The 17129-nt window shown below is 31.1% G+C and carries 16 protein-coding genes; 9 read left to right on the plus strand and 7 right to left on the minus strand.

Going from position 1 to position 17129, the window contains the following annotated elements; translation table 11 throughout:
- Window positions 1-54: 54 nt before the first annotated feature.
- Window positions 55-843, plus strand: coding sequence for an ATP-binding cassette domain-containing protein (locus NSR03_RS05470; protein ID WP_256092615.1), 789 nt, complete (start codon window positions 55-57; stop codon window positions 841-843).
- Between the two features lie 970 nt (window positions 844-1813).
- On the opposite strand, the gene NSR03_RS05475 is transcribed toward NSR03_RS05470, so the two are convergent.
- Entirely contained in the window at window positions 1814-2014 is a 201-nt protein-coding gene (locus NSR03_RS05475; RefSeq protein ID WP_002507627.1) for a hypothetical protein, read from the minus strand.
- A 206-nt stretch (window positions 2015-2220) separates the two neighbouring features.
- On the opposite strand from NSR03_RS05475, the gene NSR03_RS05480 reads away from it, so the two are divergent.
- The 6 genes from NSR03_RS05480 to NSR03_RS05505 all read left to right on the plus strand — a co-directional run bounded on the left by NSR03_RS05480 (window position 2221) and on the right by NSR03_RS05505 (window position 9780).
- Window positions 2221-3033, plus strand: a complete 813-nt coding sequence (locus tag NSR03_RS05480) for a VOC family protein (protein ID WP_064782934.1) — start codon at window positions 2221-2223, stop codon at window positions 3031-3033.
- A gap of 18 nt (window positions 3034-3051) precedes the next feature.
- Window positions 3052-3255 (plus strand): DUF6501 family protein, encoded by a 204-nt coding sequence (locus tag NSR03_RS05485; RefSeq protein ID WP_021339169.1) that lies wholly within the window; start codon window positions 3052-3054, stop codon window positions 3253-3255.
- A gap of 190 nt (window positions 3256-3445) precedes the next feature.
- Entirely contained in the window at window positions 3446-4237 is a 792-nt protein-coding gene (locus NSR03_RS05490; protein WP_002507631.1) for an ATP-binding protein, read from the plus strand.
- 12 nt (window positions 4238-4249) lie between these two features.
- Complete coding sequence (locus NSR03_RS05495) at window positions 4250-6139, plus strand: vWA domain-containing protein (RefSeq protein WP_064782936.1); 1890 nt, start codon at window positions 4250-4252, stop codon at window positions 6137-6139.
- A gap of 124 nt (window positions 6140-6263) precedes the next feature.
- Window positions 6264-7607 carry a branched-chain amino acid-like transporter carrier protein BrnQ3 gene (brnQ3, locus tag NSR03_RS05500; protein WP_065367430.1) on the plus strand — a complete coding sequence of 448 codons (1344 nt, stop codon included), beginning with the start codon at window positions 6264-6266 and terminating at the stop codon, window positions 7605-7607.
- A 643-nt stretch (window positions 7608-8250) separates the two neighbouring features.
- Complete coding sequence (locus NSR03_RS05505) at window positions 8251-9780, plus strand: BCCT family transporter (RefSeq protein WP_021339165.1); 1530 nt, start codon at window positions 8251-8253, stop codon at window positions 9778-9780.
- A 173-nt stretch (window positions 9781-9953) separates the two neighbouring features.
- Here NSR03_RS05505 and NSR03_RS05510 read toward each other — a convergent pair whose 3' ends face one another.
- From NSR03_RS05510 to NSR03_RS05520, 3 genes are read right to left on the minus strand one after another with little or no spacing between them, the layout of a single operon-like run.
- The gene (locus NSR03_RS05510; RefSeq protein WP_064782939.1) at window positions 9954-11087 is read right to left on the minus strand and encodes a toxic anion resistance protein; all 1134 of its coding nucleotides are present in this window, start codon (window positions 11085-11087) and stop codon (window positions 9954-9956) included.
- Window positions 11088-11115: 28 nt separating this feature from the next.
- Window positions 11116-11736, minus strand: a complete 621-nt coding sequence (locus NSR03_RS05515; RefSeq protein ID WP_002507636.1) for a 5-bromo-4-chloroindolyl phosphate hydrolysis family protein — start codon at window positions 11734-11736, stop codon at window positions 11116-11118.
- Window positions 11737-11749: 13 nt separating this feature from the next.
- Window positions 11750-12019, minus strand: a complete 270-nt coding sequence (locus NSR03_RS05520; RefSeq protein ID WP_021339163.1) for an acylphosphatase — start codon at window positions 12017-12019, stop codon at window positions 11750-11752.
- Between the two features lie 349 nt (window positions 12020-12368).
- Here NSR03_RS05520 and msaA point away from each other — a divergent pair, with 349 nt between their 5' ends.
- On the plus strand, window positions 12369-12677 hold the full coding sequence (gene msaA / locus NSR03_RS05525) for a regulatory protein MsaA (protein ID WP_021339162.1): 309 nt from the start codon (window positions 12369-12371) through the stop codon (window positions 12675-12677).
- Window positions 12678-12859: 182 nt separating this feature from the next.
- Window positions 12860-13060, plus strand: a complete 201-nt coding sequence (gene cspA, locus NSR03_RS05530; protein WP_002507639.1) for a cold shock protein CspA — start codon at window positions 12860-12862, stop codon at window positions 13058-13060.
- Window positions 13061-13419: 359 nt separating this feature from the next.
- Here the strand turns inward: cspA and lysA are convergent, their stop codons facing one another.
- Genes lysA through NSR03_RS05545 form a run of 3 tightly spaced genes read right to left on the minus strand, consistent with a single transcriptional unit; the run spans window position 13420 to window position 16916 of the window.
- Window positions 13420-14685, minus strand: a complete 1266-nt coding sequence (gene lysA, locus NSR03_RS05535) for a diaminopimelate decarboxylase (protein ID WP_021339161.1) — start codon at window positions 14683-14685, stop codon at window positions 13420-13422.
- Window positions 14686-14688: 3 nt separating this feature from the next.
- Entirely contained in the window at window positions 14689-15762 is a 1074-nt protein-coding gene (locus NSR03_RS05540; protein ID WP_069820838.1) for an alanine racemase, read from the minus strand.
- Window positions 15759-16916, minus strand: coding sequence for a M20 metallopeptidase family protein (locus tag NSR03_RS05545; protein ID WP_021339159.1), 1158 nt, complete (start codon window positions 16914-16916; stop codon window positions 15759-15761). Before NSR03_RS05545 ends, NSR03_RS05540 begins: the two co-directional genes overlap by 4 nt.
- Window positions 16917-17129: the final 213 nt, after the last annotated feature.

A 17129-nucleotide genomic window follows, 5' to 3' on the forward strand; every position in this document is an offset into this window, starting at 1 on the left:
AAAAAGGAATGATTTTCAGTGCACATAGCGATTGAAGCTAAAAACGTATCAAAAATGCTTAACCAAAATCTAATCATTAATGATTTGTCCTTTAAAATCCCCAAAAATTCCATAACTTTAGTAAAAGGAATAAATGGAGTGGGTAAAAGCTTAACATTAAAACTTATTTCCAAATTACAGTTACCAAGTAACGGCAATATTTATACTAATTCTAAAATTAGCTATGCCCCGGATACATTTCCTAAAAACATTAAAGTAACAGTAAAACAATTTTTATTATTCATAATTAACTCAAATGATCAAATTAATAAAAAACAAGTACATACTATACTGCAAAATTATTTGGATTTATTTTATTTAACTGAATTTCAAGATTTGAAGTTGCATCGTTTATCTAAAGGAACATTACAAAAAGTTAATATTATACAGTGTCTATTAGCGGATGCTGACATTTTAATTTTCGACGAACCATTTTCAGGTCTAGATAATAAATCAGAAAAACGATTTATAAATCATTTAAAACAATTAGTTAAAACGAAAACAATTATTTTAACAGCGCATGATTACAATTTTGAAAATACTGTAGTCACTCATATACTCAATTTAGATAATTACACATTTAAATCCATCTCTAAGCAAGATACGCAGAAATTAATTATTGTGCAAAGCCATAAACAAAATCACAACAACTTAATTATGGCAAATAATGAAGATTCTATAGTTTCTACAATAAAAATTAGCGACAATAAGTTAGCGATACAAGTATATAAATCAAAATCTAACTTAGTTATACAAAATTTAATAGATTATAATTATGAAATTATAGAAGTAAAGGACTTATAATATGCTACTTACTTTTTTAAAATATGAAAATTTAAAGTTTTTAAAATCTTATATTTTTATACCACCTATTTTTATTTACTTATTATGTCTAATAAGCATCTATATCTATAAAGATGTCCCTGTATTATCTAGTTATGGTTCCACATCAATTGTACTATTTCTTATAATGACTTGGCTTACAATTATTAATTTCAAGCACGATACTATTAACGAACGCTATATTTTATATATCCAATTAAGATCTAAAAACAATTATTTAAAACTTAAAGTTTTATATCTTTTTCTAGTTAGCTGTTTATTAATACTACTTTCACTATCCTATCCATTATTAATCCATGTTTTTAATAAAGATGTTACATTAAATTTAATTTCCATAGGTTTAATCACACATATATTAATGGGTTTATTTGGGATATTATTAGGTTCTTTTGTAACAAATACAAAAATTGCTAGTAAAAACTTTAATTGGCTTCTTACAATACTTATCATAATTGTTACACTTACCAAGGATTTATTAATAGAACAATTTTCATTTTTGCAATGGATATTATGGACTCTTCCACCTATAAGCAGTATTTTATATCTATTAAATAAGGATTCCATTCATATATTTAACCTAGACTTTATAATGTTATGCATCCATTCTTTTATATATATAGTTATATTTTTTCAAATGATCAATTATTTTTTCAATAGGCAATAAGATAAGTAAATGTTGTTAATACAAAAAGGGTTTAGTTATACGAAAACAAGTAGACGCTTTACTATCATTAAAAATTAAATAGGAAGCCCAAATCTATCAGTTTTTCTAATAGATTTGGGCTTCCTAATAGAGCATGAGATAATTTTATCCCAAACCTTTTAAATTTTACTATGGCTTTATTATTCAAGTATAACAACTACATGTTATTTTAAATTTTAACTCCAATAATCTCGATTAAATTTACATGTCTTAAAAAATGTAAATTTATTAAGCTATATACACAAAAAGCTCAATAATAGCTAGAATTAAAAATACTAAGAAAACTACGCCATAGATATTATTTTTCTTAACACTTTTAGCATTAGCATTTTTTTGCTTTGCTTTATTATTTATATTTGAAAAGAAAGTAATTCCAGAATACACTGCTATAAGCACAGTGATACCAAATACAACCCATACTGTTAACATTTTAAAACCTCCTTCTAATTCAATAAATCTATTTTCAAATTTGTCATGAACAATAATAAATCACGATATAGATACATTTTAATACATTTTCTTAATTCGTCCAATGTATAATCGTTATAATTTTGTAAAACCATTATTCATCATACAAATAATACTTAAAGTAAGTTATAATTAGTTGAAAAGATATGAATAGAGGGGTTAATATAATGAATGGTCTTAGAAGTGTTACTACAGGGACAAATGATTTAGAAAAAACTAAAACTTTATTTAAAGATATACTCGGACTCAATGTGACAAACAAAGGGCAAGCGCTACGTTTTGGAGATGCTGAACTTAATTCTGGTACACGTATACATTTCGTAGAAATACCTAACTATATTAACAATAATAATCATATAGATAATATTGGTTTGCGCGTACCAAGTGATGAAGGTCTGGATGAGTATAAATCAGTATTAGATAATCAACACATTAACCATGGTGGAATTACAGATTTAAATGGTCATAAATATTTTGATTTTAAAGACCAAAATGATCAAACTTTTAATATTTACTCAAACGAACATAATACTGGAGCACCATTAGGTATGCCATCATTTGAAAGTACTGTAAATCCGTTACACCAAATCCAAGGTTTAGGACCTGTCATATTGAAAGTTAATGAACTCATATTAACGCAATCTATTTTAACTAAAGTTTTTGGACTCATACATTTTGCTGAATACGTACCAACAGACGATGCCGATTACAAAGTACAAGTATTTCGTATTGGAGACGGTGGGCTAGGTGGCGAGCTACATATCTATGCTGCAAAAGATGAAGTTAAAATGCCTGAACATGGTATAGTTGAACAAATTGAATTTGCTACTGAATCAAAAGCACATTTTCAAAATGCATTACAACAACTTGAAGTCATTGGGATTCCTTATCAAACATTAGATCAAGATGGTGAACGTTCTTTAAGAATTAGTGAAAAAAGCGGCATCACATTTATTTTAACTTTAGAAATAAAACAATAAAGAGAGGTTTTTATAATTATGTTACATGAAACTTGGAAAACAAATACACCTATTAAAAAAGTCGAAGTTGAACATGCGGAAGCGAAAAAATTCACGGTATCTGATATGCTAACAGTAGGAAAGCAATATAACGTTATTAATGAAACCGAAGAATATTATCAAATCATCGATAACTCTGGTCTAGTTGGCGGATATTATAAAGAGTATTTTAAAGAAGTATAATATTTTAAATATATCGTATTGAACCATGAAAGCAACGAACAATTACTCACAATAGATTGTGAGTTTATATATTTTCTTATTAAAAATAGACTAGGGCAAAATATGATAATGTATTCTTGTCCCAGTCTATTTTTAATGGTTTTTAACAATTATCAGACAAACATGTAAATGCCAAAGGAGACATTTAAAAATGACAAACGCACAATATATTAATAGAGATGAAACTGTTTTTAATGATGCCAAATCATTAATGCAATTAAATAAAAATATACTGTTAAAAGGACCAACAGGTTCTGGTAAAACGAAACTCGCTGAAACATTAAGTGAAACTTTAAATAGACCAATGCACCAAATTAACTGTTCCGTCGATTTAGATGCAGAAAGTTTATTAGGATTTAAAACAATACAAACAAATGAAAATGGATCACAGGAAATTGTCTTTATAGACGGACCTGTCATACAAGCTATGAAAGAAGGAAATATTCTTTATATCGATGAGATTAATATGGCGAAACCAGAAACGCTTCCAATACTAAATGGTGTATTAGACTATCGAAGAAAATTAACAAATCCATTTACCGGGGAAGTTGTAAGTGCGGCACCAGGTTTTAATGTTATTGCAGCAATAAACGTAGGATACATTGGTACATTACCTATGAATGAAGCATTAAAAAACCGTTTCGTTGTTATTGAAGTAGATTATATTGATGGTGATATTTTAAGTGACGTTATTAAAAATCAAAGTCAGTTAAAAGACGATGCTGTTATCCAAAGCATTATAAAATTCAATGAAGATTTGAGAACAATGACAAAACAAGGTCAAATTTCTGAAGAAGCAGCAAGTATTCGAGCACTAATCGATTTGAGTGATTTAGCAACCATCATGCCAATAGAACGTGCGATACAACGTACGATTATAGATAAATTAGAAGATGAACGTGAACAACAAGCAATTAAAAACGCAGTAGAATTAAACTTTTAGTGAGGGATAACCATGAGTGATCGTTTTATAAAATTTAATGACGAACAGCTTGATGCAAAGCAAGTCATGATGCTACAAGATTTAGCTCGTCTTTTACTGAAAAATGAACAAGCACATGTTAAGATTCAAAAATTTCCATATTATGATCCTATCAACCATACGCTAATTACAAGTTCATTTTGGTCACATAGAAGCAAAGAAATAGAATCAACTGGATTAAAATCAGATGTATTACTTGCTACTTATGGCTATCAAATGATGGATGAAAAGATTGTTAATGAAGTCATTCATAATCGTGAGTTTCAACATCCTAAATTCTTCCAACAACTTTTCAAATTATTAGAAGACAAACGTGTATTAAATACCATAGTACAATTACGTCCATCTACAAAACCTATAATTCAAATGCGTAATGAAGTCAGATTGAACTATACTCAGACACAAATCAAAGTTTATAAAACTAAAACAACCTTTACAGACTTACTTTTTTTATATCTAGAAGCATCTTTTTTAACAGAAAACTTTTATGATGTACCACAAATACACCCTCAAATTGATGATGTTTTAAATCATATGTATCAATATTTACCTAATTTCTTCTATAATGAAACGTCTGAAGATAACATGTATTTAGCAGAACGTATCATGTATCAAATTGATGGTATTTTAAAAGAAGATATGTTGAATGAATATTATCATTTACCGAAAAAAGTTTATGAAGCAATACAAGAACTTAATTTTGAGGATTTAACGAGAACTGATGCAAGTAACTCAGATGGACAGTCTGATGAACAAAACGATGAAGAAGTTGTAAGTGAAGAAATGGAATCTAATAATCAAGATAGTGCGTCTGAAGGTGGCGCTTATTTAGAAATGGAATTGCATGAAGGTGAAAATAGTGATGTCATGGGAGATAATGACACCGCACGTGAAGGCGATGCGAGCGATGATATGACTGATATGCAAACAAAAAAGGGCAAAGGATCTACTGATAATGTTGAAGATGACGAAGGTGGTTCTGTCGGTCATAATCAAGCGTTCGCACTCAAAGGTATCAATCAAAATGTAGAGATTAAATGGAATATCCCAGACATTGAACCACAATATATCAATGATTATCATAACGTTGAATCTGAGGTTCAGTTTGAAACAAAAGATTTAATTCAAATTATTAAGAAAACAATTGATAGAGAATATCAAGATGAACGTCGTAATTTAACTAAAGGAAGATTACAGAAAAATCTACTTAATTGGTTTATTGATGATCAATATAAGTTATTTTATAAGAAACAAGATTTAAGTCAATCCTTTGATGCTACTTTTACATTGTTAGTTGATGCATCTGCAAGTATGCAAGATAAGATGGAAGAAACCATCAAGGGTGTTGTTCTATTCCATGAAACTTTAAAATCATTAAATGTTAAACATGAGATACTTGCATTTAACGAAGACGCGTTCGATGCTGATGATGCAAATCAACCTAATATTATTGACGAAATCATTTCATACGACCGCTCAACCTTAGAAAAAGATGGACCTAGAATTATGGCATTAGAGCCTCAAGATGATAATAGAGATGGCGTAGCAATTAGAATAGGGAGTGAACGATTAATGCGTCGTTCGCATAACCAACGCTTTCTAATTGTATTTTCAGATGGTGAACCTTCAGCATATAATTATAGTCAAGATGGTATTTTAGACACTTATGAAGCTGTTGAAACCGCTAGAAAAATGGGAATTGAAGTATTCAATGTATTTTTAAGTCAGGAACCTATTACAGAAGACATTGAACAAACGATTCATAATATTTATGGTCAGTATGCAATCTTTGTAGAAGGCGTAGAAAATTTGCCAAGTCATTTGTCACCATTATTGAAAAAACTTTTATTAAAATCATTTTAGCTAGACTAATTTTTTTAAATAAATCGCTATATATTTAAATATTCTGAAATTTATATAGACGGCATCTAATTAAACGTGATAGAATAGGTAATATTATTTTATTGGATTAAAAGGAGAACGTCATATGAATAAAAATACATGGATTATAGGTTTCACATTGTTTGCAATGTTCTTTGGCGCTGGCAACCTTATATTCCCACCTAATTTAGGTTTAGATAGTGGGGAATATTTCTGGCCATCCATTTTAGCATTTGCATTAACTGGAATCGGATTACCGTTGTTAGGCGTTGTCGTGGGAGCGTTAGATAAACAAGGCTACATCGGTTCATTAAATAAAATTTCACCGAAGTTTTCAGTAGTATTCTTAGTAATTATATACTTAACAATAGGTCCGTTATTTGCAATTCCACGTACAGCATCAACATCATTTGAGATGACTGTTACACCGATTGCACAAACAAATAGTAGTTTAGCATTATTTATATTTACAGTTATTTATTTCTTAATTGTATTATATTTATGTATCAACCCTAGTAAAATGATTAATCGTATCGGCTCATTGTTAACACCATTACTACTTGTTACTATTTTAGCAATGATCATTAAAGGATTTGTAGATTTTGGTGGTAATGCTCCAAGTCAATCTGCCGAAGCGTTTACTTCTGGCTTTGCTGGATTTTCACAAGGTTTTACGAATGGTTACTTGACGATGGACGCTATTGCAGCAATTGCCTTTTCAATGATTGTAGTTAATGCTGTGAAAGCGACAGGCGTTACAAACGCGAATAAGATATTCAAGCAAACATTGCTAGCTGGTCTAATCGCTGCAATTGCCTTAATGTTCATCTATATTTCTCTAGGTTTTATAGGGAATCACATGGATGTATCACAAGAAAAAATTGCTAGTTTAACAGCAAAAGATCAAAACATAGGCACATACTTATTAACTACAATGGCAGATGTAGGTTTTGGAACTTTTGGTAAATATTTATTAGGCATTATTGTTGCACTTGCGTGTTTAACTACTGCATGTGGTTTAATCGTTTCAGTGTCAGAATATTTCCATAGAATTTTACCGAAAATTTCTTATAAAATGTATGTAATTGGTTTTACTCTAATTAGTTTTATATTAGCAAACCAAGGTCTAAATTCAGTAATTTCAATGTCTGTACCAGTACTTAGCATTGTATATCCAGTAGCAATCACTTCAGTATTGCTGATATTGATTGCACGTTTTGTACCAACTAAGCCAATTGCACAACAAATTCCAGTTGCGATTGTTTCTATTGTTTCAATATTAAGTGTAGTACACACACAAGGCTGGATAAAAATGAGCTTTATTGATAGCTTACCTTTAAAAGACTATTCATTAGAATGGTTCCCAATTGCTATAGTAACTACAATTATAGGTTATATTGTAGCTACCATGGTTAAAAATCAAAAGCCTATCGTTTACGAAAAAGATTAAAAAGTTCATTTAAGTAGATACTGCTCAATATTTAAATGCAACATTTTTGTAATGATCAACCCCTTCAAAGTAATCACTTTTTTAAGTGACTACTTTGAAGGGATTTTTTATGTGTAAAACTTTTATTTTGGTGTTGGAACCTTAATTTAATTCAAAAAATCATTTTTTAAGATGGTGAATTTTCCAAGTGCATGATTAATATATAATTATTTAATCTTAAAAATTATAACAATTTTGCAAAGTCCAATTGATTACTAAGAAGAAGTGGGCTATAATCTTAACTTCAAGTGTTTCGTCAGTGACTATAGTAAGTCTCTTGTCACTATCATAAATAGACTTACATATTTTTTATTAAAGATGGTAAATACACGTATTCATATTCACAAAAACACCATTTGCTATAGCGTGAGATTTCATTTTCATACTTATAATCTTGAATTCTAAAACAATATTCAATGATATTCGTAAGCATTTCAATAAGTATTGAAAAAGCTAACTATTTATTATAAAAGACTTAATATAAAGAAAAATAGAGAGAAACTAAAAAGAGGAGTAGAATAACATTAAATTTTCTTATTGGAAAGATAAACTAGATTGGCCAGTGTTTCTTATTAGCGGTGGCGTACTTGTATTATTTGTAATTATGTCATCACTATTTACTACAGCAACTTCGGATTTCGTGCAAAAAGGATTTGAACTTTCAATTTCATATTTTGGTGCATTTTGGCAAGTTTTATTGCTAGCAACATTTGCAGTAGGTGCTGTTTTAGCTTTTTCAAAGTATGGCCGTGTGAGACTCGGAAATGCTTCTAAACCTGAAATGAGTTACTTCAGATGGGCAGCAATTGTGATTACATCAGGATTAGGCGCAGGCGCTATATTTTGGGCTGCTGCTGAACCTATGTATTATTTTATTGATGTGCCACCAACTATGGATTCAAGTATCAAAGATAGTAGTACAGCAGCTATACCCGCAGCAATGGCCCAAAGTTTCACATCATGGGGCTTTACAGCATGGGCGGTTTACGGTGCTGTAAGTGGCATTATAATCATGTATGCACATTATAATAAAGGGATGAAAATGCGTCCAAGAACAATTTTATACCCAGTATTTGGTGAAAAGATTGAACATACAAAGACAGGCTCAATGATAGATGTCTTTTGTATTTTAGGAGCAGTAGCTGGAACAATTGGAACAATTGGATTTTTCGGTTTTCAATTTAGTTACTGGTTACATAGTATTTTTGGTATTCCAGATAACATTATTACTCAAGTCTTATCTGTTGCAGGACTTATGGTCATAGTATCTATATCTGCAACTACAGGAATAGATAAAGGTATACAGTTTCTTAGCAAACTAAATATATGGTTAGCAATAGCGCTTGCCGTCTTTATATTATTAATAGGCCCTGGTGGCTTTATTATTGATACATTTATTTCTTCTTACGGAACATACATCACTAATTTCTTAGAAATCAGTACCTTTAGAGGTGATAATCAATGGGCTGGCGCATGGATGCTTTTCTTCTTTGGTTGGTTCATAGGCTATGGTCCTTTGATGGCTATGTTAGTTGCCCGTGTATCAAAAGGGCGTACAATTAGAGAAATCTTCATACTTGTTTCAGTCGTAGCAGCTGTGGTTTCTCACTTTTGGTTTTCTATTCTAGGTGGAAGTGGCTTGTTTTATGAATCTAAAAATAACGGTTCAATTAGCGATCCTTTATCTGAAAATGGTTTACCTGCAGCAGTTATCTCAATTGCTACACAATTACCTTTAGGCAACGTACTAGTTATAGCTTTACTCATTTTGACGCTTATATTTGTGATAACAACTGCCGATACAATGTCATATTCAATTTCTATGTCAGTTACCGGCGAGGGAGACCCACCTAAAATCATCAGATTATTCTGGGTTGCCATTATGGGTGTAATCTCAATTATTCTTATTAATATTGGCGAGGGCAGTATTAGCGCAATACAGTCCTTTATAATCGTAACGGCAGTACCTATATCGATTATAATGCTCCCTGTCGTTTGGACAGCACCGAAAATTGCTCACAAACTTGCTGTTGAACAAAATATAGTAACGACTCAATCTACAGACACAGTTGACGATACAGATAATTTAATTAAAAAATCAACAACTCAACATACAGAAGATAGTAAGCATTAAATAGGGAGATTAGAATAAAATCTCTAATCTCAAAATTAAAATACCATTCTATTGGTTTAATCTAATAGAATGGTATTTTTTAATGCATATAGAAAAAGTAGATGGGCATGGGGAAGAAATCTAATTTTGATTTTCTGGCCCAATTCCATCTACTTTTTTTGTTAATAAAAATCTTATTTATTATCTTTCATATCTAACAATTGATTTTGTAATTCTGATTCAAGTTGATTTAATTCTGTTTCTGCTTGCTTACGTTTAGTACGGCCTTGTTCTTGTATTTGAAGTGTCTGTTCAATTGTTTCGATAATATCATTTTGTGTTGTTTTTAGTGTCTCGATATCAACGACACCACGTTCATTTTCAGTAGCTGTTTCTAATGCATTTTGTTTTAATAATTCAGAGTTTTTTAATAGTAAGTCATTCGTAGTATCTGTAACGGCCTTTTGAGCAGATACAGCATTACGTTGTCTCATCAATGTTAACGCAATAGACATTTGGTTTTTCCATAACGGTATACTCGTTAAAATTGAACTTTGAATTTTTTCAGCAAGAGCTTGGTTTACATTTTGAATCATACGTATTTGAGGCGCTGTTTGAATTGCAATTTGTCTTGATAACTGCAAATCGTAAATACGTTTATCTAAACGATCTATAAATTGTTCCATATCAGATGCGGCTTGCACATCCATTTGATTACCTGTCGCTTTTGCTTGTGTTCTAAGTTTAGGCACTTCAGTCTGTTGTAGGGCATGCTGTTTCTTTTTAGCTGCTTCAATATATAAAGACAATTCTTCAAAATAATCTTTATTCATATTGTATAATTCATCTAACATGTCTATATCTTTTTTTAAGTTATTTTTATGCTTATCTAACTCAATAGAAATGCGATCAATCTGAGAACCTACAGACTGCATTTTCGAAAATATTTCATTAACAGATGCTTTCGTGCGTTTAAATATGCGTTTCAACTTAGATTGATTTTCTGGATTAAGTTCTTCTGGATTAACTGATTTTAATTTACTCATTAAACCATTCAGAGATTCACCGACAGGCCCAACATCTGTAGTGTTAACTTCATTTAAAATACGGTGTGAGAACTGCGACATATTTGATTGTGCTTGTGTACCATAATTCAGTAAACCATCATTATCCATTGGCTTTATTTGTTCACTCAACTTATCGATTTTTTGTTGTTCCTCTTGAGTATATTGTGTTTTATTATTGATTATTTCATTTTGATTAGCTGACTGTTCATCAATATATTTGTCCAATGGATGTGAACTTAAAAAATCTTGTTCTTTAGCCATTCAATTTCTCTCCATTCTTAATTCTATGTTATTTATTTCTTTTCTGTTCCATTTTGTTTAATTCCATCTCTATATCTAACTGGCTATAGTCTTCGTTATTAATTCTCTTCAAGTCAGCAACTAAAGTTCTTTTCACTTCGTCTAAAGTAATTCTTGTTTGTTCTAATTTTTGTTTTTCTTCTTTAGATTTTTTAGGTGACTTAGACAATCTTGTATATGCTTCAATTAAATTCAATGCATTATCAATATGTGAATAGAAGAAACCTTCTACTTTAAAAAATGAACCCGGTTGTTGTTTCACTGCAAAATAAATTGCACGAGAAATTCGGTATATTTCATTCACTTGTTTAAAATCTTTAATAGATCTCACATTTACAAATGTTTTCAAAATTCTTCTAATCTTATCTTGTGCATTATTTAACTGGCTATTTACAAAATGATAATCACGACGTGACAGACCAATTTCATTTAAATATTTTCTAGAAGTTAAACGTTGAGTAGGGAAGTAAATTGCCAAAAACGTTACCGCAGAAATAAGAAAATCAAATATAACATAAATATCTAGAGCAAAAACACTAGTAAACCATGCGATAACTGCTACTGGAAAAGCTATAATTGTCCCAAAAATACGTGAAATAGTATATCTCAAACTTCATCTTCCTTTATATAGTTTTAAAATCCTTTAATGTTTCATCAATATTTAATTCTTCTATAGTATAATCTTCAACATGCGAGGCAGGTGACGCACCGTCTATAACTGCATTTAAAAATGAAGTTAATGCTTTTTCATTTCCTTGCGCATAAATATCAACATAATTATCAATATTCTCAACTGTGCCCACAATATTATACTTTCTAGCTATCTTCTGTGTATAGTATCGGAAACCTACACCTTGCACCATTCCAAATACTTTAACATGTTTGCACTGCATATTATCACCTCTTATTAGTATTATACGAAATTTTAGGCCACAAAACTAATATTTACGTTTGAGCAACTGATGTATATAGGTCAAAAGTATGAGTCAGATAACTTGATTTTGTATATTATCTAGTTAAAATATTACTCATAGACAAATTGTGCGACTCTAATTAAATTATATAAAGTATATAACTAGTTTTATTCATATCTATTTATAAACGTGGGGGATTTTATTTAGAGTGAATGTATGAAGACATACATAAGTATAATCAACTTGTTCTATTAAGCTTAAAATTTTGAACATAATATTTAAATGTTTTGAAAATATTTTTGAGCTGACTATGAAAGGGTGAAAGAAAATGTGGACAGTTGCAAAAATTCGGGCTGATTATGAAGGCTGGTGGTTATTTAGTGACTGGACTGATCATATCGTAGAACAACATAATTTTGAGACATATAACGAGATGTTAAGCCAATACCAATCAATCATTTTAAAATGTAAAAAAGATTATGATAATTATTTAGTTGGTAAATATAATATTCATGCTTTTTATAATAATTGCGATTTAGGATTTTGTGAAGATTGCGATGAAGATTTACAAATATTCTATAGTTTTATTGTTTTATATAATAATGAAGTATATTATAAATTACCTATTGTTGAATAAACAGTTTATTCAGATTTGTATTGCAATTTTATTTAAATTGCTTTATACTGTTAGTCAAGCAATAGTTTTATTCCATATTGCAAAGAATATTGTACTAACAGACTTAAACTGTGAAATTGTATTTTTTGTAATATGCGAATAACGCATATTGAATGAATATTAGTCTTGGAGGTTTCACAGTTATGAAACAAGGTACAGTAAAATGGTTTAACGCCGAAAAAGGTTTTGGTTTTATCGAAGTTGAAGGAGAAAACGACGTGTTCGTACACTTCTCAGCAATTAACCAAGAAGGATACAAATCATTAGAAGAAGGTCAATCAGTTGAATTTGAAGTAGTTGAAGGCGACCGCGGTCCTCAAGCTGCAAACGTTGCTAAACTATAATATAGATTGCTATATTGACTTTATGTAAAAAAGAACCTTGTCAAAGGTTCTTTTTTTTATATATAGAAAGCCTTACTCGATGAAATCGAGTTAGGCTTTCTTAATACATGCGCTTAACATGTAAATTTCTAATATTTTCCAAGATTACTTTTAAGGTTAGAGGTTCTTAATGTCTTCAATATACATACATTCATTCAATACAGGCATTTAAAGAGCTTTCAAATATAATCATGACCAAATTAATCCAGAACTTTATATTGTTTGTTTAAAACGCTTAAAACACCATTTTAAAAACATAAAAAAGGTTGTTAACATGCCCAGTAGGGAATAGCTAACAACCTTTTTTCTTATATAATCATTTATCTTGTATCATTAATGATTAATTGACGCAATGATTGACGTTTAATAACTTCTCTTGCCTTACCATCTTTTAAGAAAAATACGGACGGTTTCTGCATTTGGTTATAATTTGATGCCATTGAATAATGATAAGCACCAGTTGATAAAATAGCTAAATAATCGCCACGTTTAACTGTACTTGGCAATTGTGCATCTTTGATAATAATATCTCCAGATTCACATAATTTACCTGCCAGTGTTACAGTTTCATCCTTTGGATCATTTCGATTGACCAGTAGAGCTTCATACTTCGCATCATAGAGAGAGGTACGAATATGATCACTCATGCCACCATCGATAGACACATATTTATTTACATTAGGGATGTCTTTAATTGTACCTACTTCATATAAAGTAATACCTGCTTCACCAACAATTGAACGTCCAGGTTCAATACCAATTTCTGGAATAGGGTAATCAGCTTCTTGTGCTATCTTTTTAATTGCTTCAGTTATTTCTGCAATACCATCTTCGATAGGGAAGCTCACATCGCCTTCAACATACTTAATACTAAAGCCGCCACCTAAATTGATTAATTCTATTTGAATATCATTTTCTTTCAGCCATTGAACAACTAATTTAGTAGTTTCAATCATAGCTTCAGTACCTTCAATTTGAGAACCTACATGGAAGTGAACACCTTTAAGATTTAAGCGCTTAGCATCTTTAACTTTTTTGACACCTTCAATCGCCAAACCATGTTTGATAGACAAGCCAAATTTACTATCTTCTTGTCCAGTTTGAATAAACTCATGTGTATGTGCTTCAACTCCAGGATTTAACCTTAACACTACATTCACTTCTTCACTTGCATAACGGTTAATAAGATCAATTTCTTCTAAAGAGTCAATAACGATATAACCCACTTTACTTTCTAAGGCATATTGGATTTCACGTTTTGTCTTATTATTACCATGAAAATGTATGTGTTGCGCATCAAAACCAGCAGCTAGTGCTGTGTATAATTCACCTTCAGATACTACATCTAATTCGAGTCCTTCTTCTTCTACTAATTTAACCATTTGTAAACAAGTAAATGCTTTAGAAGCATATGAAATATTATAGTTTAATTCGCTCTTTTGAAAAGCTTCGTGAAAACGTCTCATTTGCGTTCTAATTTGCGTTTCATCATAAACAATTGTAGGCGTCCCAAAACTTTGTGCTATCGTTTTGAGGCTTGTACCTCCAATTGTAAGCTCTCCTTTATCATTGTATTCTACTACCATAATTTATCTATACTCCTTTATTAGTGAGTCATGATTCATCGCGCTTAATTGTTCAGAATTTGCGCCCACACCCTTAAATGTGAACTCATCTACGCGTATATCGTTATTATATAGTATCACTTCATCTTGTGCACGAACATTGCTATCTACTTCCACAAACATATGACTCATCATTAACGCACGTATAGGGTAGCGTTTACCGTTAATCAATGCTTCATGTTGTGCTCTTGATTTAAGTATACCATCGCCATAACCAACATCTACGACTGCTAATCTTGTTTCATCTTGCGTAGCTTCATAAGCAAAACTATACCCACAGTAATCTCCCTGATTAACTTCACGTACTTGAATGACATTACCTTTCACAGTTAATGATTGTTTAATTTCTGTTTCTTCTACATCACTATAGGGTCTTGAACCGTACAATGCAATGCCAACACGCGCATGTGTATGATGGGGGAAAACACCATCTTCTCGATAGTAACTCGCACTATTTTGCGCATGAACTAGATCAAACTGATAACCGTCAGTTAATAACGTATCTACAAGATCTAGCCATGCTTTTCGCTCAATTTCATAATCCGGAACATCAAATTCGTCTGCATATCCAAAGTGTGTCCATAGGCCAGTTATTATCATACGCTGTTCATTTCTATTTTGCGCATGATGTATAAGGACTTCTCTCATTTCTGCAATTGATTTTAATCCTGAACGATGTAATAAATTTTCATATTCTAAATGAACTTGAATATCATATAAATCTTCTACATGTTCATAATAGAAATCTAGAGAAGGTAAAGTCATCTGAATATGATAAGCACGTAATTTATCGAATTCATAAACTGCATTCATTAAAAATATCGTAGCATCGGGCGCAAGTTTACGAATTCGAATTGCTTCCCTTAAAGAAGTTGTACTAAAAGTTTGAATACCAACTTTTTTGAATTGTTGAACAGCAAATTCTAAACCGTAATGATAAGCATTATTTTTAACTACTGCCATGAGCTGGTTGCCTTGCGCTACATTTACTGCATTTTCATAAAATTTCTCTGTGTCTACTGACCAAATGGCTGTCATTGTACACGCACCTCGCTGTAGGATTTTAGAAGTTGTTCATAATAATCTGCAATACGTATGAGCATATATTCATTAAAATTTAAATGAGCAGTATGTAAGCCAGTCACATAACCCTTCGCTTCATCACGTACACCGACAAATACAAAATAACTCGGTGCAAGTTGACTATAAAAACTGAAATCTTCACCAAATAAATAAGGCGTAGGTTTATCTATAATTTCAAAATCTGCATTATCTAATCCATGTTCAACATGTTTACGTAGTAATGGATCATTATAAGTAGGCGGGTAACCTTCTTCAAACTTAACTTCACATTCTACATTAAATAATAAGCTTACACTTTCAGCAATTTTGGCCATTTGTTGTTTTACGATTTCTAAATCACGCACATCATATGTTCTGATTGTACCTTCTAAATAACCATGACTAGGGACAGTATTAATCGCTTCTCCAGCTTCAAAATGACCCATATGGACAATATTTCGTTTTAAACCGTTCAAATGATATTGTTGAATTTGTCCCACTTGGCTTAATACATGCTGTAATGCTTCTCCACAAGAATGTCCTTGTTCTTTATCCGCAACATGACTTGAAAGGCCATTTAAATAAAATCTATATTCCGTAGCACTTGCCGTTATTTCTTCATCTCGAATAACAACTTTGCCTTCATTTTCAAAGGGCATAACATGAATACCAAACACGGCTTCAATATCATAATTTTTAAAGGCACCAGCACGAATTAATCGATTTGCACCGCCACCTGTTTCTTCAGCAGGTTGAAATATAAAAACAATACTTTGCGGTAACGTTCCTTGGTCAGCCATCGCTTTACATCGCTTTACAAACAGCATTAACGCAGTAGTGTGCCCATCATGTCCGCAAGCATGCATCACATTATCTGTTAAACTTTTGTAAGCTACATCGTTTTCTTCAAAAATAGGTAATGCATCAATATCTGCACGATAAGCTATCGTATGCTCACCGTTCCCAGGTAGATAAGCAACTAATCCTGTATCAAGAGGGCGTTCATAACTGATTCCTAATTCATCTAAGAAAGCAGCAATATAGGTAGTAGTCTCATATTCATGTAGACTTAACTCTGGGTTTTGATGCAAATGACGTCTATGTGTTGTTACGAATTCTAATTCATTCACTTAAAATCAAATCCTTTTAGTTTTATTAATTAACTTCAGACTTTATTCTAAAGTCCTTTATTTATATGTATAAAAAAGCGAAAAATATAATATTAAAAAAATGAGGAGGTAAGACGGATTTATCAATGTATAATGGATAGCAACTTTTTAAAAGTTATAAACGCCATCATTAATTACATCTTGTCTCGCCTTAAACCTCCTACATTAATATTT

The organism is Staphylococcus sp. FSL W8-1207 (assembly GCF_038003745.1).
Taxonomy (GTDB): Bacteria; Bacillota; Bacilli; order Staphylococcales; family Staphylococcaceae; genus Staphylococcus; species Staphylococcus equorum.

Coding starts and splice junctions, on each gene's coding strand:
- NSR03_RS05470 (WP_256092615.1), top strand. CDS start 55: ATGCTTAACCAAAATCTAATCATTAATGATTTGTCCTTTAAAATCCCC.
- cspA (WP_002507639.1), top strand. CDS start 12,860: ATGAAACAAGGTACAGTAAAATGGTTTAACGCCGAAAAAGGTTTTGGT.
- NSR03_RS05510 (WP_064782939.1), bottom strand. CDS start 11,087: ATGGCTAAAGAACAAGATTTTTTAAGTTCACATCCATTGGACAAATAT.
- NSR03_RS05490 (WP_002507631.1), top strand. CDS start 3,446: ATGACAAACGCACAATATATTAATAGAGATGAAACTGTTTTTAATGAT.
- NSR03_RS05475 (WP_002507627.1), bottom strand. CDS start 2,014: ATGTTAACAGTATGGGTTGTATTTGGTATCACTGTGCTTATAGCAGTG.
- NSR03_RS05485 (WP_021339169.1), top strand. CDS start 3,052: ATGTTACATGAAACTTGGAAAACAAATACACCTATTAAAAAAGTCGAA.
- NSR03_RS05520 (WP_021339163.1), bottom strand. CDS start 12,019: ATGCAGTGCAAACATGTTAAAGTATTTGGAATGGTGCAAGGTGTAGGT.
- NSR03_RS05505 (WP_021339165.1), top strand. CDS start 8,251: ATGTCATCACTATTTACTACAGCAACTTCGGATTTCGTGCAAAAAGGA.
- NSR03_RS05495 (WP_064782936.1), top strand. CDS start 4,250: ATGAGTGATCGTTTTATAAAATTTAATGACGAACAGCTTGATGCAAAG.
- NSR03_RS05480 (WP_064782934.1), top strand. CDS start 2,221: ATGAATGGTCTTAGAAGTGTTACTACAGGGACAAATGATTTAGAAAAA.
- lysA (WP_021339161.1), bottom strand. CDS start 14,685: ATGGTAGTAGAATACAATGATAAAGGAGAGCTTACAATTGGAGGTACA.
- NSR03_RS05540 (WP_069820838.1), bottom strand. CDS start 15,762: ATGACAGCCATTTGGTCAGTAGACACAGAGAAATTTTATGAAAATGCA.
- msaA (WP_021339162.1), top strand. CDS start 12,369: ATGTGGACAGTTGCAAAAATTCGGGCTGATTATGAAGGCTGGTGGTTA.
- brnQ3 (WP_065367430.1), top strand. CDS start 6,264: ATGAATAAAAATACATGGATTATAGGTTTCACATTGTTTGCAATGTTC.